The organism is Mycobacterium sp. GA-0227b (assembly GCF_001499855.1).
Classification (GTDB): domain Bacteria; phylum Actinomycetota; class Actinomycetes; order Mycobacteriales; family Mycobacteriaceae; genus Mycobacterium.
In genome coordinates, this window is sequence record NZ_LQIK01000012.1 from 1 (window position 1) to 21,538 (window position 21,538).

The window sequence follows — 21,538 nt, forward strand, 5'->3', positions numbered from 1 at the left end:
AACACGGCACAATAACCACGACCACGTGGCCTACTTTTCACCGTCGCTTCTGGCCTAGTTTTCAACCGTCGTCAACAAGTAGCCGCCGCCTTGCAGTCACCCACAAAATCGGTTGCGGTTCGGCCGTACTGCGTCGCATTCTGTCGGTCCATAGGCGCCGCGTATTCGTTGAGCTTCAGCGAGAACGGTTGGCCGCATCGGACCTCCCGCACGCTTACCGGGTCGTCGATGTTGATCGGCAGCAGCAGGCCCAGGCAGCCAGCCACAAGCCCAACCGCGCCGACTAGGACAAGGAACGAGCGCAATCTCATGTGACACTTCTCCTTTGGTCGGGAAGATACTGGCCTTCCTTGTCGAGGCGCCAAGCAATTGTGACGCCGGTCGACGATGGCTTGTGGTGTGGGTGCTGACGCCATGGTCGGGCACTGTATGACCGCGCACCGACATCCGGCGGTGGACGCGACGGCGCCTCGAGCGAAGTTCTCGGCTGCTCTGGCGAATCCGTGTTCGAAGGCAACCGGAGGGAGCATCAGTCACCCGAATGTCGGCGCACGGCCCTACCCTGCCCGTGTGGGGGACTTCGGCTCTCTATACGACGCCCTGGACGGTGACCCGCAAAGGCGTGGCCGCCAGTTCGAGCACATCTGCAAGTGGTTTCTCGAGAACGACCCGGTCTACCGCCATGAGCTTCGCCGGGTGTGGCTGTGGTCTGAGTGGCACGGTCGGTGGGGCGGCGACGCCGGCATCGACCTTGTCGCCGAGGACCGCAACGGGACGTTGTGGGCGATCCAGGCCAAGGCATACGACCCGAAGTACCGCGTCAGCAAGAAGGACATCGACCGTTTCCTGGCCGAGTCCGGCCGGGCGGTGTTCGGCTACCGAATGCTCATCGCCACCACGGACCTCATCGACCGCATCGGCGAGCGCACGATCAACGACCAGGAGAAGCGGGTCACCTTCTTCCGGCTCAACGACTTGCGCACCGCCAGCGTGGACTGGCCGAAGTCGCCCGGGCTGCTGCGCCCGCCCCGGCCGCACAAGCCGGCCAGGCCGCGCCGGCATCAGCAGCAGGCGGTGGGGCCGTGGTCAAGGGGTTCGAGGATGCCGACCGGGGCCAACTGGTCATGGCGTGTGGGACCGGCAAAACTTTGACGGCCCTGTTCATCACCGAGAAGCTCGAGGCCAAACGGACTCTCGTTCTGGTGCCGTCGTTGTCACTGCTGAAGCAGACCCTGAACGTGTGGCGGGCTAACTGCTCGCAGGAGTTCGCCTCTCTGCCGGTCTGTTCCGACGACACCGTGTCTGCCGCCAAGGACGCCCCGATCTCGCACACCAGCGACCTCGGGGTGCCGGTGACCACCGACCCGGAGGCCATCGCCGCCTTTCTCCGACAGAGGTCAAGCCCCCGAGTCGTCTTCGCCACCTACCAGTCGTCTCCGCAGATCGCCAACGCGTTCACGCTCGGACGGGTTCCCGCGTTCGACCTGGTGATCGCCGATGAGGCCCACCGCTGCGCAGGGCCGGCGTCATCGGACTTCGCCACCGTGCTCAACCCGGATGAGATCAGGGCCGGACGACGCTTGTTCATGACCGCCACGCCGCGCTACTTCACCGGCCGGGTGCTCAGGGCCGGCCAGGAGGCCGACTACGAAGTCGTCTCGATGGACGACGAGTCGCATTTCGGTCCCGTGTTCCACCGGCTCACGTTCGGGGAAGCCATCGAGCGTGACCTGCTCACCGACTACCAAGTCGTCGTCGTGGGTGTCGATGACGACACCTACCGGCAGTGGGCGGAGCGCGGGGTGTTCGTGACGCGGGACGGCAAGACGGTCACCGACGCCCGGACCTTGGCCGGCCAGATTGGGCTGGCGAAGGCGATGAGGAAGTACGACCTGCGCCGGGTCATCTCGTTCCACTCGCGGGTGAGCCGCGCCCGCGAGTTCGCCGCCGAGATGCCCGAAGTGATCGACTGGATGCCGGCCCGGCAGCGACCGAAGGGCAAGCTATGGTCGCGCTTCGCCTCCGGTGAAATGCCTGCCGGCGACCGCTACGTGCTGCTCCAGCACCTAGGCCGCCTGGACAACGGCGATCGGGGCCTGCTGTCGAACGCTCGTTGTCTCGCCGAGGGGGTGGATGTGCCGACGCTGGACGGCGTCGCGTTCAACGACCCGCGTCGATCCGAGGTGGACATCGTCCAGGCCATTGGCCGGGCGATCCGCAAGTCCGAGGACAAGTCGGTCGGCACCATCGTCATCCCGGTGTTCATCGACACCATTGCCGACACCGAGACTGCCTTGGAGGACTCCGCGTTCAAGCCGGTGTGGGATGTCATCAAGGCTCTTCGTTCTCATGACGAGGACTTGGGCCGCCAACTTGATGAGTTGCGGCGGAAGATGGGGCGCACAGGTGGCGTACCGCGACTTCCGCCGAAGATACACATCGACATCCCCACGACTGTCGGCGCCGACTTCGCCCACGCCTTCGAGGCGCACCTAGTGGAGCGAACCACCCTTACCTGGGAGTTCTGGTACGGCCTGCTGGAGAGGTACGCCGCTGAGCATGGGCATACTCGGATACCAGCTCTTCAATGGTACGAGGGACTCCGGCTCGGGCAGTGGGTCGCTCAGCAGCGGTACCGCCAGAACAAAGGCGACCTCGATCACGACCGCAGCCGCCTTCTCGAAGTATTCCCCGACTGGACGTGGGACGCTGTCACCGACCAATGGGAGGAAGGATGCCGTCACCTTCAGGAGTACGTGCAACAGCATGGTGACGCCCTCGTACCGCAGTCATTCAGGTCCGCCGACGGACACAAACTCGGGCAATGGGTCACCATCCAGCGCACCGTCTATCGCGAAGGCGAGATGAGCAAGGCACGTCAGGTACGCCTCGAGGCGCTACCTGGTTGGTCATGGGAACCCCGACAATCACGTTTTGAGACGGGGTACCGCCGGCTTCGAGAGCACGCGGAAGTTCACGGCACCACACGGCTAGTGCGAACCTACGTTGACCCTTCAGATGGCTACAGGCTTGGGATGTGGGCGCACCATCAACGCGCATCATTCGCTCGAGGTCGGCTGAGCCGTGAACGGATTGCGCGATTGGACGCATTGCCTGGCTGGGTGTGGGACGTACACGATGCCTCGTGGGAGGACAGCTACCGCAGACTTGCGGAGTATGCGGCGGTACACGGCCACTCCACACCGACAAAGTCATCGAGTTCCGACGGCCACCGACTCGGTGCTTGGGTGAACCAGCAACGCACCCTTTACAACAAGGGCAAGCTGCGAGCCGACTTCGCAGCGCGCTTAGAGGCGCTCCCCGGGTGGGTGTGGGCCGTCAACGACACCAAGTGGGAAGAAGGTTTCCGCCACCTTGTGGACTACAGAGATAAGCATGGCACCGCGCTGGTCCCTGCTAGATACCAACACTGCGGCTACCCGCTCGGTTCCTGGGTCGGCAAGCAGCGCGAGGCCTACCGAGCGGGAACTCTTAGCGCCGAAAGGGTGCGACGGTTGGCGGGCATACCCGATTGGTCATGGGACCCCCACGGTGAACAGTGGGAGCGGACGTTCGCCCTGCTTGAGAAGTACGTCGCCGAACACGGCACGTCACGCGTTCCGCAAGGCTACGTCGCTGAAGGCGTTCAACTCGGGGCCTGGCTAGGAACGCAGCGAACCAAGTACGCCGAGGGCCAGCTATACCCCGAGCGTCAGCGCCGGCTCGAAAGGTTGCCGAAGTGGACGTGGACCTATTCCCGCGATTTGTGGGAGGAGCGGTTCTCTGTGCTGGAGAAGTTCGCCGCCCGCGAGGGCCACGCGAGGGTGCCGCAGAAGCACATCGAAGACGGCATAGCACTCGGCAGGTGGGTGAGCATCCAGAGACGCAACGCAAAGCACAACGTCATCACTCCGGAACGGCGGAAGCGGCTAGAGGCGCTGCCTGGTTGGGCATGGCACCTCAGTCCGCGGTCATAAGATTCCCTCATGCCTGATCAGGTTTGCTCAACGGCCCGCTGCGCCAACCTGGCCGCGTTCACTACACGCAGTAGGCCGGCGTGGTGCACCGATTGCCTGGACGAGATTCTTCTGAAGGCTGGACTGATGGCGGCGGAGTCGTTCAAAGGATCCAAAGCCTGGTGGTTGACAACCTGCGTCACCTGCGGGGTGGAGGCTCACTACAGGCTTGAATACGTCCTCGGCAACAACGCCAAAGGAGAGAAGACTTGCCGAGCATGCCATTGGAATCCTTTGCCCGCCGCCCGGCGCCTTGCGGAGGAGGCCAGCCAGCATTTCGGCATGCCCCGTGGGTGGTCCCGTGAACGCATCAAGGCCGCTGTCGAAGACAACGGCTACGAACTGGTTGGAATGACCTCTGAACTGACGGGCGATGCCGGCCACAGCACGACGGTCGTCCGGTGCGTGAAGTGCGGGCGAATCAGCGTTCAGCGACTGGGCGACATCGGTTGGGGGTGCAACTGTTCGCGCAACCAGAATCGCTCCAGCTACGGCGGCAGGAAGGCGCGACCTGAACTGTTGAAAGACTCCGAGTCCGACCTGCTCGAGTGGTGGGACCACGAACGCAACACGGAAGCGGACTTCGACACAGTCACCCTGCGAGCAACCCGCGTATGTCACTGGAGGTGCCCGGCGTGCGGGAACCGCTTCGCCGAAAAGGTCAGCACGATGGCGACCCGAGGCGGAGTCTCTCGATGCGCTCGGTGCGAAGTTGAGTGGGAGAACAATTGGCGGGCAGAGAAAGCGCGTTGGAAGCGCACCCCGGTCGCGGACGTACCTAACTTGGCCAACGCGTGGGCCGACGACGCCGACCCCCGCCACGTTACTGTCGTCGGCAGGGGTTTGGAGGCTTACCGCTTCAAGTGCCCCAACGGCCACACACCAAGGGTGAGGCCGATGCTCTTCTTGAACAGCGGCTGCCCCTATTGCCGAGCCAACGACTCGGCGAAAAAGAATCGGCACTACCTTGCCTACGCTGATCCCGAGGTCATATCGCAGTGGCACCCAACTTACAACGGGAGGCTCACGCCTGAAACTGTCGTGTGGAACTCTAAGCGCAACGTCTGGTGGCGGGCAGACTGCTGCGGCCATGAGTGGCAAGAGCCCGTCAGGAACCGAAACAAATACCAGCGTTGGCGCTGCCCTCAATGCCGCACCATCTTGGACTCATTGGCCTGGCACGACCCCGGCCTGGCCGCGGAATGGAGTCCGGCTAATCCGGTCACCGCGTGGCAAGTACGCCCGACCGCCTCAACGACATTCGTTCCGCAATGGGTGTGCGCCACCAACCCTAAGCACGTCTGGGCCGCGCCGCTGGGAAGCCGAAGCTACGGGGCCGAATGCCCCGAATGTCGCCAGACCGGCAAGTCACGTGTTGAGCAAGACCATCACACCGCCGCCACCAGAATCTTCGGCAACGCACGTTCCGGAGTACTGCTGCGCGACAAGGTATTCGCATCGCGGCCAGTGTGGTCAGTCGATATTCTTGTCGAGGTTGGCGAGCGCAGGGTGGTAATCGAATACGACGGTTCCTACTGGCATTCCGCACCGGCCAAGCGACTCGTAGACGAGCGCAAGAGTCGCGATCTGCTCGCTGCGGGATACGTCGTGGTCCGGCTACGCGAAGACGACCTACCTTCACTCGAAATCGCGGACAAGCACTATCGCGAGATACGGGTGTATTCCTCGGCGCCGCAACCGGATCAGATCATGGATCAGATACGGGTCTGGTCGAGCGACAACTGATTACGTCATGATTGACCGAGCCCGGTCACCCCGCTCGAACTCTCAATGCAGCACGTCGATGCCGCGGAGCGGTGGACAGGTGTGCGCCGCTATGTCAGCGCGCATCACGGTCAGCTACCTGGCGGGCAAGCTCGCTGAACCGCCAGTGCTTTCCGGGATACACCCCCGGCTCGAGGTGTGCATGGTGAAGATTGTTCATCTCCGCCGCCACCGCCGTAGGCGTGCGACTAAGTCTGCGGGCCAGAGCTTGAACCTCGGTGTGCGTAGCGTTGAGTTTGCCGTGCTGGCGGTAGAGGTCATCTACGGCGATCACGTCGGCCTCGGTCCAGGCCTGGCGGGTCAAGCCGTTGTTCTCGAAACTCCACCGCAGTGCCCGCGTCAGGGTGGACACATACCGCCGTTCGTAAAGTTTGCGCTCCTCTTGCGGCAGCTTGTTGCGCTGCCGTAGGACCGCGGAGGGATGCAGGGCGAACAGAAGAGCGGGGGCCTTCTCTATCTGCTTGTCCGGCGTTGTGAACGGCCAAGGTAGTTCTGGCGCTTCGGGATACAGAGTGCGCAAGGTGGTTGCCGCGATCTTCCCCAGGCAGATGACCAGCTTGGGTTGGATGGCATCGAGTTCGCCCTTCAGGCGGGGCTTTTCCTCGTCGATGTCCTGCTGCGTGAGTCGATAGCCGCTGGGTGGATGCCAATCGACGACATTGGTAGTGAACACTTCGTCTTTCCTCTTGCCGGCTTCCTTCAGTGCGCGGTCCAGCAACCGTCCACTACCGCCGTCAAACGGGATGCGCGACTTCTGACGACCGAGGCTTTCTCCAACGATGACCACAGGCGATCTTCGCGAGCCATTCCTATCCGCCGCGCTCTGGCGAGTCATCGGTCGTCCTCCTTCTTGCCAGAGCTGCTCTTCCGACGGCACTCGGCCCGCGGGGCAAGAATTGAAGCCGTCAGGCAGCAGAGGATTCGTCACTATTGAGGTACCGGTACACCGTGGCGCGGGACACCCCGAGCATCTTCGCGATGTCGGTGGCCGCGATTCCCTTCCCCCGCAAACTACGAGCCTTCGCGGCTTGGGCGTCGTCGATCTTTCGTGGGCGCCCACCTTTGCGCCCGTTGGCGGCGGCGGCCAAGAGCCCTGCGCGGGTGCGCTCGATCATTGTGTCGCGCTCGAGCTGGGCGAAGGCGGCCATGATTGTGAGCATCGCCTTGCCCATCGGTCCATCGGTGTGCAGGCCCTCGGTGAGGCTGCGGAACCCGATTCCTCGAGACGCGAGCTGGTCCACCACGGCGAGCACGTGCTGGGTGTTGCGTCCGAGGCGGTCTAACTTCCACACCGTGAGTACATCGCCTTCGCGGAGATGGTCGAGGCAGTCATCGAGATGTGGTCGGGATGCGGTCGCGCCGCTGACGTAGTCAGTAAAGACACGCTTCGCCCCAGCCTCAAGGAGGGCGTCAATCTGGAGCTGGGGATTTTGGTCGGTGGTGCTGACTCTCGCATACCCGATCACCACCATCGCCGACCGCTCCTGTCTCATAATCTCGTTGATCGCTGGGTTTTGATACTAGTGGTTATGAGACTGGGTTTCAAGACAATCGTGCGAGCCGTAGGGCCAGCAAGCGAGTCGCTGGTCCTGGCGCCGTCGCGTTCTCAACAACCCATCGTTTTCGAGACAGCCGGTCGGCGAAGAGTTCGTGCGCCAAGTCGTTGGACCGGATACCCGGCGTTCGGTAGCGTGCCTCGAAAAGTCGCGGCGACCACATTGGGGCTGTGTATCCCGAAGCGCCAGGGCGCCGATTTGAGCCTGCTAAGGGCGCGAAGCGTGGACCAAATGAGGGTTGCGTGTCCGCCCCGAAGATGCTGGACGAATTGGTCTAGGAGTCCACAACATGGCTCACTGGGGGCGACAATCTCCGAATGGCAATCAAGTCAGGGGCGTGGCACTACCGCTTTCGGATTGACTGGGCAGATCAACCGGGGCCAGCTGTTATCGACGACGACGGTTGGCGCATGAAGATTTTGGACGGCGGTGCGCTGCTCTTTGAAGGCAACCCGCCTCCGCCGCCACATTCCGAACCGCCAGGATCGCTGTTGTTGGGCCCGCACCGCTGGAACAGTATGAGGATCGCTTCGGTTAGCAGGATGCCGAAGCCAGTCATCCAATGCGAGAGCGCCCACGTCTGGCTGAAAGGTGAAAAGACATATAGGTCTGCCGATTACGAGATAGGTCTATCGGCTGGCGGCATGCTCATCCTCCGCGAGAAGCCGCCAGTGGATTGGCGTGAGCTCAGCCCATCATTTCTTGAGTATGTCCTGGTCGCGCCGCACGGCTGGAACCTTGTGAGAACTGCCTCCCTCGACAAACTGACGATTGATGGGAGCCACTGGTGCAGTCGCATGGCCCTCTGGTTTCCAGATGACGCTCCTCGAGTATTTGCCGAGGACAAATGCCGGTTGCGAGTCATCGATGGGGGCATGCTGCTCTTCCAGGCCGAGTCCGGTGATAGGGACTTCGTGATCGTTCACCCCCACGGCTGGTCCGCTGTCAAGGGCATGTTCGACTTCACGAAGTGAAGTCAACCGAGTGGGGACTTCCATGACTCCCACCGAGCGGCTGTTAACGATCCTGCTCCGTCGCGTGCCATTTGATGCATTCCACGGCAGTCCCTTTCAGGATTCGTCGGCATCGAATTGCCTCCACCGTATTGAGACGACCAGAGGTACTTGTCATAGGCATTCGCCTGCGTGGATCGCATAGCACCTTGGGCAGGTAGCCGGCGCAGCAGTACCGACCACGCCAGCCTGGCTCGGCGGGTCGGAGCGCGTGGGAGTCTCGACTCGCAGGAGTTTCAATTCTGGCTCGCCGACGGCCGTCAGAGCCCGGTCGATCGCCTGGCGCACCTCTGCAACGAACTCAGCTCTGCGCTCCGGTACAGCTACGTCGGGAAATCGCCAGGTTCGTAGCACCTGCTTGCCCGACGTGGAACTCAATGTCGGCTGATTTGGTGTCCAGCCAGTCGTCGAGCGTCGACAGCTCGTCGTCTGCTGCGTAATTCAGTGCCTGCGTTGCGAGCTGAGGTCCCACGTTCACGGCTACTCGGGACCTCAAGCGATACGTTGGCACCGTTCGGTGAGCGGTAGCCAATCCTCTTGGCGTGGCCCAAGTGAAACGTAGTCAGCCGGCCCCGTTGACCCGTCAAATCAGCTGCGGGAGAATCGAAATCATAAGCGAGCGCCCAACGGAAGACAGAATTGGTGTCGGGATCAACGTTCGATTCTCGAGTACAGATGGTTCGCGGCGAGGCCCAGGAGTAGGAATTAGTGCGGACAAGGATGGAGTTCCCGCATGCAACCTAGCGATCATGGGCGAGACATCTTGCGGCGGCTCATGTCGCGCGCTACACCGCCGGAAACTTCCATCGCTGAGATATTGAGCGCAACCGCTGATCACTACGGAGTTACTGTCGATGACCTGCGTGGACCGCAGAAGGACGACCGAAGGTTGGTGCAAGCCCGCCAAATCGCGATCTTCCTGTCCCGCAAGTGCACGGAGCTGTCCCTAGCCAGTATCTGCAAGTTGTTCGGTAGGGATCAGACCACCGTGGAGTACGCCGAGAAGAAGGTCGCAAAAGCAATCACCACCGACGGCGACTGGTCCGATGACGTCGAGGCGGTGATGCAGAGGATCAGACCACGCCAGCCACAGCACGGTATCAATCCTCTGGCGGAGCCCGATAACAACCAGTAGGACGATGGCATTACCCCGGGCCATTTGGAGCTATCCCGAAACGTGTTTCAGTTTTGGGATTGCTGGCTATTGGACCCAGTAGTGTCCGAAGGCGCTCGAGCTCGAGTGTTCCGGAATACGGTTAACTATGTGGCATTGCGCATGAACAATTTCGTTGGCGTGTCTAAATCCATACCAGTGGCGCGGCCAGTGGTAAGTGGTCGTGTCCCAATCCTCAAGGTTCCGCTAGGCCTCAGGAGATGACGTGATCGGACGACTTCCACTCGCTGTAATCGCGGCGTCTGCGATGACGCTGCCCTTCGCGCCTGCTGCGGTGGCCAACGATCGCCAGGCCGTCATCACCGAATCGGGCAAGGTGCGCTGCTATACGAACGCCACCGGAGGGGGCCATGGCGGCGGTTCCTCGGTGGTGTGCCAGCGCCGAGGCGGCGAGCCTTTCGCGCAGTCCCCGTACTCCGTGGAAGAGCGGTCGCGACTCAACCTCGCTGCTGTGAGCGAAAACGGCGACTTCTACTGGGATATCGGAAACATTCCGTGGTCGCAGGAGGCAATCGCGGACGACATCGTGTTGAAGTATGGCCAGACCTACCACGTCAATGGTTGGACGATCCTCTCCACGTTTGAGGGCACCCGGTTCACCAACGACCGCACCGGCCACGGCATGTTCGTAAGCGTCGATGACGTGTACGGCTTCTAACTTCAACCACTCTGCAGACATGCCTCTGAACGAGGGCCAGACATTCGCAGGCTATCGGATCATCCGGCTGCTGGGCGCTGGCGGTATGGGTGAGGTATATCTTGCTCAGCACCCGAGGCTGCCTCGTCATGACGCGCTGAAACTGCTGCCCAAAGAATGGTCAGACGACCCCGATTTCCGGTCCCGTTTCATTCGCGAGGCCGACCTCGCTTCCAAGCTGTGGCACCCGAACATCGTCGGCGTGCACGACCGCGGCGAAGCCGATGGGCAGCTCTGGATTGCGATGGACTTCGTTGACGGAAAAGACTTGGGAGAACTGCTCAATAAGAAATTTCCAGTTGGCATGCCGGTGGAGCACGTGGCCGCTATTGTCACGGCGGTCGCGAGCGCACTCGACTACGCCCACAGGCAGGGACTGCTGCATCGCGATATCAAACCGGCGAACATCATGCTCACCGACCCAGGGGACGATGGCGAACAGCGCGTACTGCTGACCGACTTTGGAATCGCGCGAACCCTCGACGACATCAGCGGGCTGACGGCAACCAACATGACCGTTGGCACCGTCGCTTACTCAGCACCCGAACAGCTCATGGGCGAAGACATTGATGGGCGCGCAGACCAGTACGCGCTCGCGGCCACTGCGTATCACCTGCTGACGGGCAGTCAGCTTTTCCCACACTCGAATCCCGCAGTCGTCATCAGCCGCCATCTGAACTTGTCCCCGCCGGCACTTTCAAACACCCGGCCAGACCTAGTCGAACTGGACCCAGTCTTAACCAAAGCACTCGCCAAGGAACCGGAGCACCGATTCGAGCGTGCTTCTGACTTCGCCCGCGCACTGGCGGGCAAGGCGCCCGAGCAGAGCGCATCCGCTCGCACCCAGAGCACCGCCAAATCGCCGCCTGCGATGGCCGATAGTCCTCGCCATGGGTCGACGACTGGGGGCCTCGAAAGGCATCCGCGGCCGAAACACCGCGGGCGGCAGACCGTCGCAATTGCGACCGTAGTGGCGACGGTGGTGGCCGTGGCGTTGCTCGCCTGGCAGCCTTGGGACGATGCCGACAAGACGGACGGTCCCTCCACCGTGTCTCCGACAGCGTTACCGTCCACTTCTTCGCTGCCCAATAGCATCCCACCTACTTCGGCACCACCGGCAGTTCTCCCGGATTCGATGCCCACCAACTCGGGCTGTCGCGGCGATCTCGTCACCCAACAAGACATTGAGCACAAATTCCTTGGACCGGTCCGCATCTTCCTCACGCTCTTCGGCTATGACAGAGTCAAGGACGGCTGCATCGCGGCAGTCACTGCATCCGGAAAAGTGCTGCCGCACATCAACATAGAAGTGGCGAGCCACTTCGGATTCCCCAGCCCCGCCACCGACGCAACGGGCAACACCTTCATCACGTACAACCCAGGCCGTTATGACGGGGTTCTTGTGCTCGTTCCGACCGCAGATGGCTTCGCCGACATTGAGTGGGACATAGAGAACGCGCATTATTCGGGCCGATTCGCCATCTACTACGCTGAACTCGTCGGCCCCGCCTCGGACGGTGAGTACACGATCCGCCGGTTCAATAACGACTGCACGCCTAATTGTGCCGGCGGGACTATCACCAGCAGGGACTTTCGTTGGAACGGCACGGACTACGTAGCGCTCGGTGCGCCAGTCCCCGTGAACGTCTCACCACCAAGTCCCGTCACGACATCTGAGGAGCCTTCATTAAATCTAGAACGGGCGTGCTCCGACCCAGAATGGCGCAACGCGAACGGCGCAGAGGGGGACCGTCTGTGCGGGGCGCCGAATCCCTACGGTTGATAAAGCCATGAGGAGCGGGCAGTGAAGCCGATTAGGTCTCAGATCATTTCTGAGTTTGGGGACAGGCGTTGCGAGCTTTTTCCTCGAGGAGTCGCGTAAATGGGACAGTCCCCTTGAGGACTAGAACGACTTTCGCGCGTGTTTTCGGCACACGTTCGCGCTCGATCGGCAACGGGCATGCTGGATGACGCTGCGAAGCCTTCTGAAAGACGATCTGAGCGCGAATGGATGGTTGTCGAGTCTAAATATGCCCGAGTGCCATCTCTGCTACCTAGGCCTGGTCAAGGCGCTCGCAGACCTGAGCGTCGAACTGGGGATCGAGCGCTTCACGCATGCAGCTAACGACGGGCGAACCGCCGAGGCGACCGAAGCAATAGCTCACCGGCTCGACCGCAAATTCCGAGATGCTGTCGCTGAGCTTGACCCGGAGCACAGACACTATCGTCCTTCCGGACCGATCAGAACTCACTGGGGCACGCTGCGATGACCCGTGTAGACGGTGAGACCCTGCATCCATGGGCGCGATGCCGCCCTTAGCGCAGGAATTGACGCCCTTAGCACAGGTATTGAGTAGCCGCGTCGTAGATGATGGGCGCGTTGTACGACGAGGGCATCAACCCTTCACCGTGGCTGAGTTCGTAGACGACCGAGTCACGGGCGCGGCCCCGGTCGATTTGGCGACATACCCACGTGCCGGTCGTGACGGACGCTCGTCCGTCTCGGAACTGACCGTGACATACGCCGTCGATGATGTTGCAGGGATCGCCGTCGTGATCAATTAGTCCAGCCTCGTCTAGGGCGTGTATATAACCAGCGGTGTCGTTCTGCGCTAAGGCGAGACCTGATGCGCCAAGCCCGATGGCGCCGAGCATCAACCCTGCAACAGTGATGACGCCGATCTTGGCCGTTAACATCTCGGCCTAGCCCTCGCCGCCAGATGGAACAGGGAGCACCGCCCAAATTCCATTCGGCTTCGTGGGGTCGCCCGACGCCTGATAAGGCCCCGTCGAGAAACAGCGGAGAGGTCCGCCGTCAGGAGCTTGTGCCACTTGCCAGCTCGAGCACGGCGAGCCAATTTGTCTGACCCCCACGAGATTCGGAGTGGCCGACCACTGGCCCGACACGCCGCCGTCATACGAGAAGCACTGCATTGTCAGGCCAGCCGGCCCGTACCCGTAAGTGTTCAGCGTCCAATTCGAGCATGGACCCCCGGGCACGCCGTCGCGCATTCCGGGCACGACTTGGCACTGTGGTTCGGATGCGCTGCAGCCCTTCGGGTCCGACATTGCTGGCGGAGCGCAAATCACCGATGATGCAGCGACGAATGCGATGGCGCAAGGCATCCAGGCCCAGGCCATCAGCTCGGCCTCGCGACGCTGTCCGGGCCGACCACTAGCCCCGGACACGCGGTGTCCATCGCAACGTTCACAACTTGGTCGGCGGTGGCTTCACTAACCCCGAGTTGCTCCGACACGTCGTCCACGATGAACCACGTCGCGCTGCCACCCACGAGCATCTGACAGGTGCCCCGAGCGATCTGCAGAAGCCGGGTGTCGTCGCCGGGAATCTGGCCGCGCATCCGGTCGATGAACGCTTCCTCGCCGGCAGTGACAGGTCCTGTGTCGGCCCAGCAGTCGAGCGGGTCGGTATGAGCCCCGCAATAACCGGCGTCGTCCGGCCCCGGCGGGGCAGCAGAGGCCGCACCTAAGTTGGCGAAAACGGTGAGTGCGGCAGCAACGCCGACTACGTAGATAGTCCTGTTGATCATTGTTCTCCTTGAGGCGCATACAGAAACACACACCGCGGCGTAATAGCAGCCACGATATGTCCGATCCGAACGGCAGGAATCAGGTTTTTCCCTATGAATGAGTCTTTAGGCGGCCGGAAAGTCGCTATCGGCCAGCGCAAGGTCTGACCATGTGGTGGAGTAGCGACATGGGGGAGGATCAGTAATGAAACGTCAGATCGTCGCCGTCCTGGCTCTGCCAATCTTGGCGGCTCTCGCGCAACCCGCAGTGTCTAGCGCCCAGGATTCCGTGGGAGTAGTCACCAAGAGCGGCAAGATGCAGTGCGGTATTCAGACCAATGATTCGCTGAACCGCGGAAATCTGGTGGTATGTCAGGGATACCTGCCGCATCCGCCGGAAGGGAATCTCGCAGTGATAAGAGCGGACGGCGTCTTCAAATTCTCCAATGGAGACCTCGGGTCGCGGCAATACTCGACCGTCCTCGAATACGGCGAGGTATACCACTTCCTCGGCTGGACGGTAGAGCCCGATGAGTCGGGAACCCGGTTTACGAACGACACAACCGGGCACGGTATGCGGATCAGCACCGACTTCATTCAAACCTTCTAATACGCCGCAACGTGCAGCGATCGCGAAGCTGGCGGCGTTCGTGGCTGAGGCCGCTCCGTCCTAGAGTCCGACCTCCGCGTCCGCCTCGGCTACAGCCTGGGCCTCGCTGAGCGTCTTCGCCGGCGCACCGAGAATCAGCAATCCCGCGCCAGCCACCTTCCGAGAAAGCAGCCAGCCATCCTGTTGACGCACAACTCGATACGTCAACTGGTCATCACCCACCCATGTGGTGAAGGTGTAGTCGCCTGGCCGAAGCTTGTACCACTTGTTGCACTTCATCGCGTAGTCCACGTGCTTCGCGCCTTTCAGCCTCACGCTGCCTAGAACGCCACACTAGTCGGGTCCTTCGTTGGCGCTTACAAACAACTGGAGTCACCTGGTCACGACGGCCCCTATCCCGTCGGGTCGGTTCTTGATCCCCGCGTACTAGCGTCCAACAGCTTTCGGAGGTCCACCTCCCAACCTCCGCTCATTCAACCGTAGACCTGAGTCATGAAGGCGAGATCGCCCCGCTCGTTTCGACTGAGCGTTCGTGCCTGTCGGGGAGCCGATGTAGATTTGAGACTGCTTCATGAGATGTCGTCGCCAAGCTCCGACTGGACGGCACGCCAACCCCACGCTCGTGGGTGGCTCGGATGACGAAGCGGCTGGCACCAACCGGTGACAGCAAGAGCGCCTCCCTCGCGGAGGCTCGGAAATCTGGGAGTCCACATGTCCGGGTATGTCTGGGAACTTTCGGGCACAGATGGCAGATGCCACTCTTATGCCCTGGCCATCTCATCCACTGGATTCATTTCAACCACTCCATGCGGGAGCCATCGGCCGTTATCCCTGTTACCGCAGGCGTAGACGAGGACGGGCTTGTTCACATCGAGGGCGAGGAAGTGTCTCTAGTGCGATGGAACCACCGTCCGGCGCTGTTGCACGAGGCGCTTCGCCGGTACGGCGGGAGAGCGGTGTGGAAGCCACGCTGGCACCTCTTGGCGGTCCCAGAGGAGGCGTTCTTCGGCGGTGCGCGAAGCGTGTTCAGCTTGGCGGCGCCGGACGAACGGCGAGAATGCTACGTCCATCGCGCGACCAATGCCGATCACCTAATCCCCAGCGCAGGGATACCGACGAATGTGCCGCCCCTGCGACTCGCGCCCCCGTATGCCGCTGGAAGGTCGCAGCGACTACGGAAATTGCGGACCAGCAGCAACGAGTAGACGGCAGCCCAAGCCAACGGGGGAAGGGGGTAGAAGGGAGGCCGGAGTCAGACACCCTAGGACTAGGCTGAGCGTAGGGCGCGGCCATACTGATCTCCTGTTTGACGGACATAATGGCATGAGATTTTGCTTTACCCATAGGTTGCTCCGCCGTTCCGCCTGGTACGAGTTCGGCTGTGGCAGATTTCGGTCGGCCCCCCATTTCGGACCTGGCTACGGGCTCGATGAGCAATAAGCGGCGTTTCGCGCATCGTCGATCGAACACGCCTTTACGAGGCCCAAAGCCCTGGCTCACGCAGTAGCGGTTGGTTACGCGACGGCCATTGGCTGCGGAGTTCAGTCGGCGGCCGGGCTCCTGCGCAACGTGGTCACCGCAAAGAGAATATCGGGGCAATCTGGCCGGCTGCGGCGCGCTTGGCGGCAGATTGCCGACGCACTCCCGTATGTACGAGTTGAATCAGGGTGTGACCAAGCGACTGAGATGGACAGATGGCCTCCACGAAGAGGACGAATCTCCGACATGGGCGCGGGCCGACGGCGACCATCTCCGCTACTACGAAGTAAATACGGCCGGTGCGGATGCGTGGATCGTGGCGTTTTCTGTCGATGATGTTGATGGAAGGCGCGTACAAGTCGCTCGGGGCTGGGCACATTCGCGCGACGAGGCCAAGCAGATAGCAGAAGAGTGGGAAACCGGGATGTCGGTATTCGAGAAAAGCAAATACGATCTATCCCCGCTACATCAGCCACATGGTTCGACTCACGTCCCTTCGCCGACACGGCCCGAACCTGGCCATTGATACAAGCGACTGGTTCATAGATCGTTTCGGCGGGCCGCCTGCGCCCGGGGACGGCTTCTGACCCACAACGGGCTCCTGGCCCCAATCGCCGAGCTGGCAGCGCAGGCAGCGTCCGCCGGGCTGGGGCGCGCCCACGTAGAGGCCGCCGCGCCCGCGGTCGCGGCAGGGCGGCTTGGCGAGCAGCGGCGGTCGCTCCCGTCAGGTGGCAGGTCAGCCGTGGGCCCCCGACGGCGGGGTTGTGCCAGTCTGGGGGCGCTGGGCCTGGTTGGCCTTGAGTTGGCAGCGTAGGCACGGACCGCCGAGGGCACTGGGCAGGCCGGTCCGTCTGCACTCGGGGCACGGTCGTTTGCCGGACGTATCGACGCCCTTGTCCCTTAGCCCGCCCCCTTTGGGATCGGTGTCAGAAGCCGTCAAGCCGTCAGAGGTAATCGTGTGACCAGCAAGTACGCCACACTGCGCGGTATTTTCCCGGTAGTCAGAGCGTGTCAAACGGGTGTCAGATTTGACGGGTTCTGACGGGTTCTGACGAGTGGCGGTTTTCCCGTCGTCTTCCACTTTGCCCTTGTCAGAAGGCATCGTCTGACGGTCTGGCGGGTTCTGACGGAGGTACCTGCGGAAGGCGTCCGTCAGCTCGTCCACGCGGTAACCCCGGACTTTGCCGGAGGTGTCGCGTCCGGGCTTGACGCCGAAGGGCCGCAGCCGTTGCGCGAGTCCGTTCTCGTTCAGCTCGAACTTCTGCCACGGCGACTCGGCCCGTGCGCGCAGCAATTGGGCTAGCGCCGCGGAGGCGATGAAGCTGCTCTTATGCTCGTCGACGATGTCGCGGATGTCGGATAGCAGCTTGGTATCGAGCTTGCACTCCTCGTCGTCCTCGGCCGCCGCCCCGGTGAGCGCCGCGCAGGCGTCGCGAACCCGTTGCGGCCAGTCGCCGCCGGCCTCCTCGGCGATGGTGAACAGCGGCTCCCAGGCGTCCTGCGCCCTGTCCTCGACGGCGTCGGGCATCGTCGGCTCGGCGGCGCGCAGCCGGTCGAGGCGGGTCGTGCCCTCGTCGTCCTTGACGGGGCTGCGCACCCACGCCTTGATTTTGTTGCGTAGTTCCTCGAGTGCCGGACCGTCGCGGCGGCTCCGGTACCGGGCGACGGTTTCTCCGGGAGCTCTCCGCCGAAGTGCGATGTTTACGGCACGGTCTGAGATCGTGTCGGGGATGTGCTTTATTGCGGCAAGCATCGACATGGAGAAGACATCGAAAGGTACGGACTCCTGATTGGTCCCCACGCCGACGCACCGCCAAACGGGCCAGTCGCGCTGGTAGCTGCTGTTGTATAGACCCCGAAGGTCATCATTCTGCTCGGCGGCCTTCCTGGTCCCGAACACGGCATCTACCTCATCATGGAAGATCGTCGGGCGGTCATGTTCATTGCTGTCGGACACCAGACGAAACAGCGCGGCGACTGAGGTGTTGGCCACCAGCACCGAGTTGAAACTGAGGGCTGCGGAGACCTCCATCAACCGGGTCTTGCCACAACGCTTCATCGGGCTGGTGATGCATAGCTTGGTCGCGTGGTGCCACGCTGGGAGCGCGTGGGTGGTTGCGGTCCAGAGTGCGACCGCGACTGGCTGGTGCTCATCGGCGAAGGCGACGAAGCGGGTGAGCGTCGCGTAGACCTCGTCGAGGAGGTCGGCTCCGTTCTCCTCGGGCACCAACTCCGCCTGGTTGGCGTTGACGGCGGCGGTCATCGGAGGCACCTGGTCGGCGTCGTTCATGCTGCCCCTTTCCGCCATTGCCGCCGGCGCAGCGACCGGGCGGCGGCCTTCATGTCGCCCCCGTGATTGAGGACCGCGTAGGCGGCGAACCGGCTGTAGCCCTGCGGCTCACCGGGCCGCGTCGTGTCGAAGTCGGTGCTCGTCGAGTAGACGTAGAGCGAGCCGTTGCTGACCGTCGCCGACCATTCCGCGGTGGCGGCGGGGTGGCGCCAACGCGCCCCCTCCTCGTCGCCGCCGGCATCGACACAGTCCCAGCCGTGCGGCTCGAGGACCTCGTGCCAGCTCGTCGACCCGTTGTAGGCGTCGACCACTGACGGGCTACTGCCCGTCCACCGCCGGCGCTCTGGGCCGGCATGCCTCGGCGGCTCGGTGACCAAAGCGACAAACCACCGCGGCGGCTCGGGGATTGGCCCGTCCACGTAGCGGTAGCCGCGCCCGGTCTCGGGGTGGACCGACGGTGGCAGCACCACGTAGCCGCCCTCGTGCTTGAGGTCAATGCCCTTGGGCAGGCGCCGGGCGCTGATCCTGCCCTGCGGGCGGCGCACGAACAGGTGCGCTCCCCCGCCGTCGCGCCCAGAGAGGCTCATCTGGCAGCGCGGCCAGGGGCCGTGGGCGGCGAGCAGCGAGTCGAAGGCGTCGATGTCGTCCACATCGACGACGAGGACGCGGTCGGGGACACGCCCGCCGATATTGGCCGTGCCGAAGTGGTGGTCGGCCCACAGCGCGCCGATCAGGGCGCGGTCGGTCGTGGCGTCCCACACGCCGTGCCCGAGGCGGCCGCACTCGCCGCGGCACCGGCGCCTGCCGCAGTGCGCGGAGGGGATGCATGGCACCTTGCCCCGCAGCGGGAATACCGGCCAGCCGTTGGCGGCCCATTCCAGCGCCGCGTTGACCATCCCGCCCTCAGCGACGAGTGTCCTCAGCCGCAGATCGTCGGCGTCCTGGGTTATGATCGAGTCGTCCTGAGGGGGACTGGTCGCCTCTGCGGTTTCGCGGGGGCGATCTTTGTCGTCTGTCACGTCACCGCACCCCCAAGTGGGAGGCTGCGGCCTCTGGTGCCACGCTGGCCTGGCGACCCGAGACACGCCCAGCGGGGCGCTCAGGGGTTACCCGCCGCATCTCGTAGTCCTTGAACCACGCAACCGACTTGGCGTCGTAGTTGAAACCCCCTCGCCCGTCGTTGCGGGGGGTCACCTTGCCCAGCGCCACCGCATACTCGATCAGATGAGGGCGCTTGCGGTCGCGGTTGGCCTCGACCACGGTCCCGACCTTCCCCCGGAACTGCGGCCAGGTGCCCTTCGACGGCCAGCGGGTCTCGTCGCGTTCGATGCGGACCCGGTCGCCCACGCGGGTGTTCATTAGTCACCCCCGATGGGCCGGGACAGGGCGTCGAGGTCGGCGGTGTCGATCCTGATGGCGCGGGCGCCGACGCGGTAGGCCCGCAAACGACCATCGCTGACGTACCGCCGTAGTGTCTTCTCGCTCAGACCGACACGCTCAGCGGCCTGGTGAAGGGTGAGCCTCATGCGCCGGCGTCCGACAGCAGCGACGCCGCATAGGCGTGCTCATCGGCGTTCATCGGCGGGTTCTGCGCGATTAGCTTCTCGAGGGCGCTGAGCCAGTTACCGACGACCATGAGGCGCTTGGCCTCGAGCAGTTCGGCGTCGTCCGGCGCGCGATCGCGGATCAGGCCGGCGTAGCGGCCCTGGTGGACCCGCCTAGTGGCGGAGAGAGATTCAGGGCGTATTGGAAGGAAGGGGGCCATCAGAAGGACTCCTCGGCAGCGTTGGACAACAACTGCCCGGTCCTTAGTCCGTGAACGCCGAACCTCGCGGGGTGCTCGAGCTCAGGCTCCTCCGTCGAGCGGCCCGTTCATAAGCCTCCGGGGAGCTGAGTCGATATTAGCAGTCGGAGGTAGCTCCGGCCCAACGCTTGCCTGAGCGTGTCACCTACGGATGTCAACTGTCCGTTGACAATTCGACAGCCTCACCCTCGTCGGACAGCGCGACGAACACGTCGATGGCGTCGAGCGCGACGAAAAAGGCGTCGAGGGGTCGGCTCACTCCTCCTCCTCGGCCAGCGCGGACAGCGCCTCGGCGATCTGCGCATCGCGCCCACTCACGATGCCCTGGTAGATCAGGCTCGCGGCCACCGTGGAGTGGCCAAGTCTGTCCATGGACTCGCGCAACGTGCCGACACGGGCGACCTGGGTGCCCTGGAAGTGGCGTAAGTCGTGAACCCGGACATCCTCGCGCTCAATGGCTTTCAGCGCTTTGGCAAAGTACTCCCGGCTGAATACACGGTCGTTAAGGTGCCCACCACGTGCTGCCGGGAACAGTAGGGCCTCGGGGCCGTCGCCGACGAACTCGTCCAAATGTTGAACGAGGTCGGCGCGGACATGGGGAGGGACGACGACGTTGCGTACCCGGCCGCTTTTGGGGCGATCCACGCGGTACGCGCCGTCGCGGCGGGTGACGGCGCGGGACACCGTGAGCACGGCGCCGTCGGCGCTGATGTCCTTGCGGCGCAGCTCGGATACCTCCCCCCACCGAAGCCCGCACCACGCCATAACCTGCACCATGGCTCGCAGTCGTTCGGGGCGTATCGCCTCGGCGAGTGCGGCGACCTCGGCGACGCCCAGGATGACGGGCTCGCGGCGGCGCGGTGCCCGCATGGCACGCGGAACCGAGCATGGGTTGGTGGTGATCAGTCCGTCGGTTACGGCGGTGGCCAGGACCGCGTGCAGCAGGGAGTAGGCGTGCGCACGGGTCGTCGGGTGGCCAGGGGCCAATGCGGCGTGCCAGGCGCGCACCTCCCGGGCATTCAGCCCGCTCAGGGGCAGGTGCCCCAGCATCGGCTCGATGTGGTTGGCCAGCAGGGACTCGTAGTGACGGCGCGTGCGGTATTTCAAGCCGCGCTCCGCGACCCAGGTGGCCGCGTATCGCCCGACGGTGAGAACCTCACCCCGGCGTGCGGCCCTGCGCTGCGCCGGCGGCGTCCACTGATCCAGCTCGATGAGGCGGCGCTCCGCGGATAGCCAGCCCTCGGCGTCGAGCTTGGCCGTGAAAGTGTGCGGGGCGTTGTGGCGCCGTAGGTCAGGGCCGACGTAGGACGCTTGCCACCTCCGCGAGGGCAACCGGCGAATCCAGCCCCACCCCCGCCGATTGGACCGCCCGACCATACCTCACCGTGCTATCTCCGTGTTATCTACGTGCCTACAACAGGATACGGATGTCTATTGCTGTCCACACATTGTTCTGGTGATCAGCGCAGTTCAAACTTGGTTTGTGCTGGCCGAGGGCGGTCAAGACGCTTTGCTCAGCCGCAGGTTCGAATCCTGCCGAGGGCACCCTCAAAATCACCCGCTGACTGGCCTTTGGCTATCCGT

At 63.2% G+C, this 21,538-nt stretch carries 20 protein-coding genes and 1 riboswitch; of the genes, 8 read left to right on the top strand and 12 right to left on the bottom strand.

Annotated elements, in window-relative coordinates:
• Positions 1-570: 570 nt before the first annotated feature.
• From AU185_RS25590 to AU185_RS10445, 3 genes are read left to right on the top strand one after another with little or no spacing between them, the layout of a single operon-like run.
• On the top strand, positions 571-1,152 hold the full coding sequence (locus AU185_RS25590) for a restriction endonuclease (protein WP_059097774.1): 582 nt from the start codon (positions 571-573) through the stop codon (positions 1,150-1,152).
• Positions 1,083-3,977: a DEAD/DEAH box helicase gene (locus AU185_RS10440; protein ID WP_231740214.1), complete on the top strand. Its 2,895-nt coding sequence runs from the start codon at positions 1,083-1,085 to the stop codon at positions 3,975-3,977. Before AU185_RS25590 ends, AU185_RS10440 begins: the two co-directional genes overlap by 70 nt.
• A 9-nt stretch (positions 3,978-3,986) precedes the next feature.
• The gene (locus AU185_RS10445; RefSeq protein WP_059097776.1) at positions 3,987-5,762 is read left to right on the top strand and encodes a zinc-ribbon domain-containing protein; all 1,776 of its coding nucleotides are present in this window, start codon (positions 3,987-3,989) and stop codon (positions 5,760-5,762) included.
• Positions 5,763-5,856: 94 nt separating this feature from the next.
• Here AU185_RS10445 and AU185_RS10450 read toward each other — a convergent pair whose 3' ends face one another.
• Positions 5,857-6,636, bottom strand: a complete 780-nt coding sequence (locus tag AU185_RS10450) for a uracil-DNA glycosylase family protein (protein ID WP_082683833.1) — start codon at positions 6,634-6,636, stop codon at positions 5,857-5,859.
• Between the two features lie 70 nt (positions 6,637-6,706).
• A complete protein-coding gene (locus AU185_RS10455) occupies positions 6,707-7,273 on the bottom strand; it encodes a recombinase family protein (protein ID WP_059098372.1) in 567 nt (188 codons plus the stop codon).
• Between the two features lie 401 nt (positions 7,274-7,674).
• Here AU185_RS10455 and AU185_RS10460 point away from each other — a divergent pair, with 401 nt between their 5' ends.
• The 4 genes from AU185_RS10460 to AU185_RS24640 all read left to right on the top strand — a co-directional run bounded on the left by AU185_RS10460 (position 7,675) and on the right by AU185_RS24640 (position 12,024).
• Positions 7,675-8,331, top strand: a complete 657-nt coding sequence (locus AU185_RS10460; protein WP_156425474.1) for a hypothetical protein — start codon at positions 7,675-7,677, stop codon at positions 8,329-8,331.
• A gap of 772 nt (positions 8,332-9,103) precedes the next feature.
• On the top strand, positions 9,104-9,505 hold the full coding sequence (locus tag AU185_RS10465) for a helix-turn-helix domain-containing protein (RefSeq protein WP_082683834.1): 402 nt from the start codon (positions 9,104-9,106) through the stop codon (positions 9,503-9,505).
• 286 nt (positions 9,506-9,791) lie between these two features.
• Positions 9,792-10,202, top strand: a complete 411-nt coding sequence (locus AU185_RS10470) for a hypothetical protein (RefSeq protein WP_059097780.1) — start codon at positions 9,792-9,794, stop codon at positions 10,200-10,202.
• Between the two features lie 19 nt (positions 10,203-10,221).
• Entirely contained in the window at positions 10,222-12,024 is a 1,803-nt protein-coding gene (locus AU185_RS24640) for a serine/threonine-protein kinase (protein WP_082683835.1), read from the top strand.
• A gap of 271 nt (positions 12,025-12,295) precedes the next feature.
• On the opposite strand, the gene AU185_RS25095 is transcribed toward AU185_RS24640, so the two are convergent.
• The 3 genes from AU185_RS25095 to AU185_RS10485 all read right to left on the bottom strand — a co-directional run bounded on the left by AU185_RS25095 (position 12,296) and on the right by AU185_RS10485 (position 13,792).
• On the bottom strand, positions 12,296-12,457 hold the full coding sequence (locus tag AU185_RS25095) for a hypothetical protein (RefSeq protein WP_156425475.1): 162 nt from the start codon (positions 12,455-12,457) through the stop codon (positions 12,296-12,298).
• A gap of 121 nt (positions 12,458-12,578) precedes the next feature.
• Complete coding sequence (locus AU185_RS10480; RefSeq protein WP_059097781.1) at positions 12,579-12,938, bottom strand: DUF732 domain-containing protein; 360 nt, start codon at positions 12,936-12,938, stop codon at positions 12,579-12,581.
• 443 nt (positions 12,939-13,381) lie between these two features.
• Positions 13,382-13,792, bottom strand: coding sequence for a DUF732 domain-containing protein (locus tag AU185_RS10485; protein ID WP_059097782.1), 411 nt, complete (start codon positions 13,790-13,792; stop codon positions 13,382-13,384).
• Between the two features lie 184 nt (positions 13,793-13,976).
• Between AU185_RS10485 and AU185_RS10490 the strand changes: the two genes are divergently transcribed.
• On the top strand, positions 13,977-14,381 hold the full coding sequence (locus AU185_RS10490; RefSeq protein WP_059097783.1) for a hypothetical protein: 405 nt from the start codon (positions 13,977-13,979) through the stop codon (positions 14,379-14,381).
• 60 nt (positions 14,382-14,441) lie between these two features.
• Here the strand turns inward: AU185_RS10490 and AU185_RS10495 are convergent, their stop codons facing one another.
• From AU185_RS10495 to AU185_RS10520, 7 genes are all read right to left on the bottom strand, one after another.
• Complete coding sequence (locus AU185_RS10495; RefSeq protein WP_156425476.1) at positions 14,442-14,672, bottom strand: hypothetical protein; 231 nt, start codon at positions 14,670-14,672, stop codon at positions 14,442-14,444.
• Between the two features lie 276 nt (positions 14,673-14,948).
• Positions 14,949-15,060: riboswitch (SAM riboswitch) on the top strand.
• Between the two features lie 1,536 nt (positions 15,061-16,596).
• Positions 16,597-18,150 carry a DUF3631 domain-containing protein gene (locus AU185_RS10500; RefSeq protein WP_059166919.1) on the bottom strand — a complete coding sequence of 518 codons (1,554 nt, stop codon included), beginning with the start codon at positions 18,148-18,150 and terminating at the stop codon, positions 16,597-16,599.
• Positions 18,147-19,169 carry a bifunctional DNA primase/polymerase gene (locus tag AU185_RS10505; protein ID WP_059097786.1) on the bottom strand — a complete coding sequence of 341 codons (1,023 nt, stop codon included), beginning with the start codon at positions 19,167-19,169 and terminating at the stop codon, positions 18,147-18,149. The genes AU185_RS10500 and AU185_RS10505 overlap by 4 nt, the downstream gene beginning before the upstream one ends.
• A 1-nt stretch (position 19,170) precedes the next feature.
• Positions 19,171-19,509, bottom strand: a complete 339-nt coding sequence (locus AU185_RS10510) for a hypothetical protein (protein ID WP_059097787.1) — start codon at positions 19,507-19,509, stop codon at positions 19,171-19,173.
• Positions 19,509-19,676, bottom strand: a complete 168-nt coding sequence (locus AU185_RS24645; protein ID WP_082683836.1) for a helix-turn-helix domain-containing protein — start codon at positions 19,674-19,676, stop codon at positions 19,509-19,511. Before AU185_RS24645 ends, AU185_RS10510 begins: the two co-directional genes overlap by 1 nt.
• Positions 19,673-19,915 carry a hypothetical protein gene (locus tag AU185_RS10515; protein ID WP_059097788.1) on the bottom strand — a complete coding sequence of 81 codons (243 nt, stop codon included), beginning with the start codon at positions 19,913-19,915 and terminating at the stop codon, positions 19,673-19,675. Before AU185_RS10515 ends, AU185_RS24645 begins: the two co-directional genes overlap by 4 nt.
• A 294-nt stretch (positions 19,916-20,209) precedes the next feature.
• Entirely contained in the window at positions 20,210-21,331 is a 1,122-nt protein-coding gene (locus AU185_RS10520; RefSeq protein WP_059097789.1) for a tyrosine-type recombinase/integrase, read from the bottom strand.
• Positions 21,332-21,538: the final 207 nt, after the last annotated feature.

What these genes read in the sequence shown, in the direction of transcription:
- AU185_RS10445 (WP_059097776.1), top strand. Translation starts at nt 3,987, where the DNA reads ATGCCTGATCAGGTTTGCTCAACGGCCCGCTGCGCCAACCTGGCCGCG.
- AU185_RS10450 (WP_082683833.1), bottom strand. Translation starts at nt 6,636, where the DNA reads ATGACTCGCCAGAGCGCGGCGGATAGGAATGGCTCGCGAAGATCGCCT.
- AU185_RS10455 (WP_059098372.1), bottom strand. Translation starts at nt 7,273, where the DNA reads ATGGTGGTGATCGGGTATGCGAGAGTCAGCACCACCGACCAAAATCCC.
- AU185_RS10460 (WP_156425474.1), top strand. Translation starts at nt 7,675, where the DNA reads ATGGCAATCAAGTCAGGGGCGTGGCACTACCGCTTTCGGATTGACTGG.
- AU185_RS10465 (WP_082683834.1), top strand. Translation starts at nt 9,104, where the DNA reads ATGCAACCTAGCGATCATGGGCGAGACATCTTGCGGCGGCTCATGTCG.
- AU185_RS10470 (WP_059097780.1), top strand. Translation starts at nt 9,792, where the DNA reads ATGACGCTGCCCTTCGCGCCTGCTGCGGTGGCCAACGATCGCCAGGCC.
- AU185_RS24640 (WP_082683835.1), top strand. Translation starts at nt 10,222, where the DNA reads ATGCCTCTGAACGAGGGCCAGACATTCGCAGGCTATCGGATCATCCGG.
- AU185_RS10480 (WP_059097781.1), bottom strand. Translation starts at nt 12,938, where the DNA reads ATGTTAACGGCCAAGATCGGCGTCATCACTGTTGCAGGGTTGATGCTC.
- AU185_RS10485 (WP_059097782.1), bottom strand. Translation starts at nt 13,792, where the DNA reads ATGATCAACAGGACTATCTACGTAGTCGGCGTTGCTGCCGCACTCACC.
- AU185_RS10490 (WP_059097783.1), top strand. Translation starts at nt 13,977, where the DNA reads ATGAAACGTCAGATCGTCGCCGTCCTGGCTCTGCCAATCTTGGCGGCT.
- AU185_RS10500 (WP_059166919.1), bottom strand. Translation starts at nt 18,150, where the DNA reads ATGAACGACGCCGACCAGGTGCCTCCGATGACCGCCGCCGTCAACGCC.
- AU185_RS10510 (WP_059097787.1), bottom strand. Translation starts at nt 19,509, where the DNA reads ATGAACACCCGCGTGGGCGACCGGGTCCGCATCGAACGCGACGAGACC.
- AU185_RS24645 (WP_082683836.1), bottom strand. Translation starts at nt 19,676, where the DNA reads ATGAGGCTCACCCTTCACCAGGCCGCTGAGCGTGTCGGTCTGAGCGAG.
- AU185_RS10515 (WP_059097788.1), bottom strand. Translation starts at nt 19,915, where the DNA reads ATGGCCCCCTTCCTTCCAATACGCCCTGAATCTCTCTCCGCCACTAGG.
- AU185_RS10520 (WP_059097789.1), bottom strand. Translation starts at nt 21,331, where the DNA reads ATGGTCGGGCGGTCCAATCGGCGGGGGTGGGGCTGGATTCGCCGGTTG.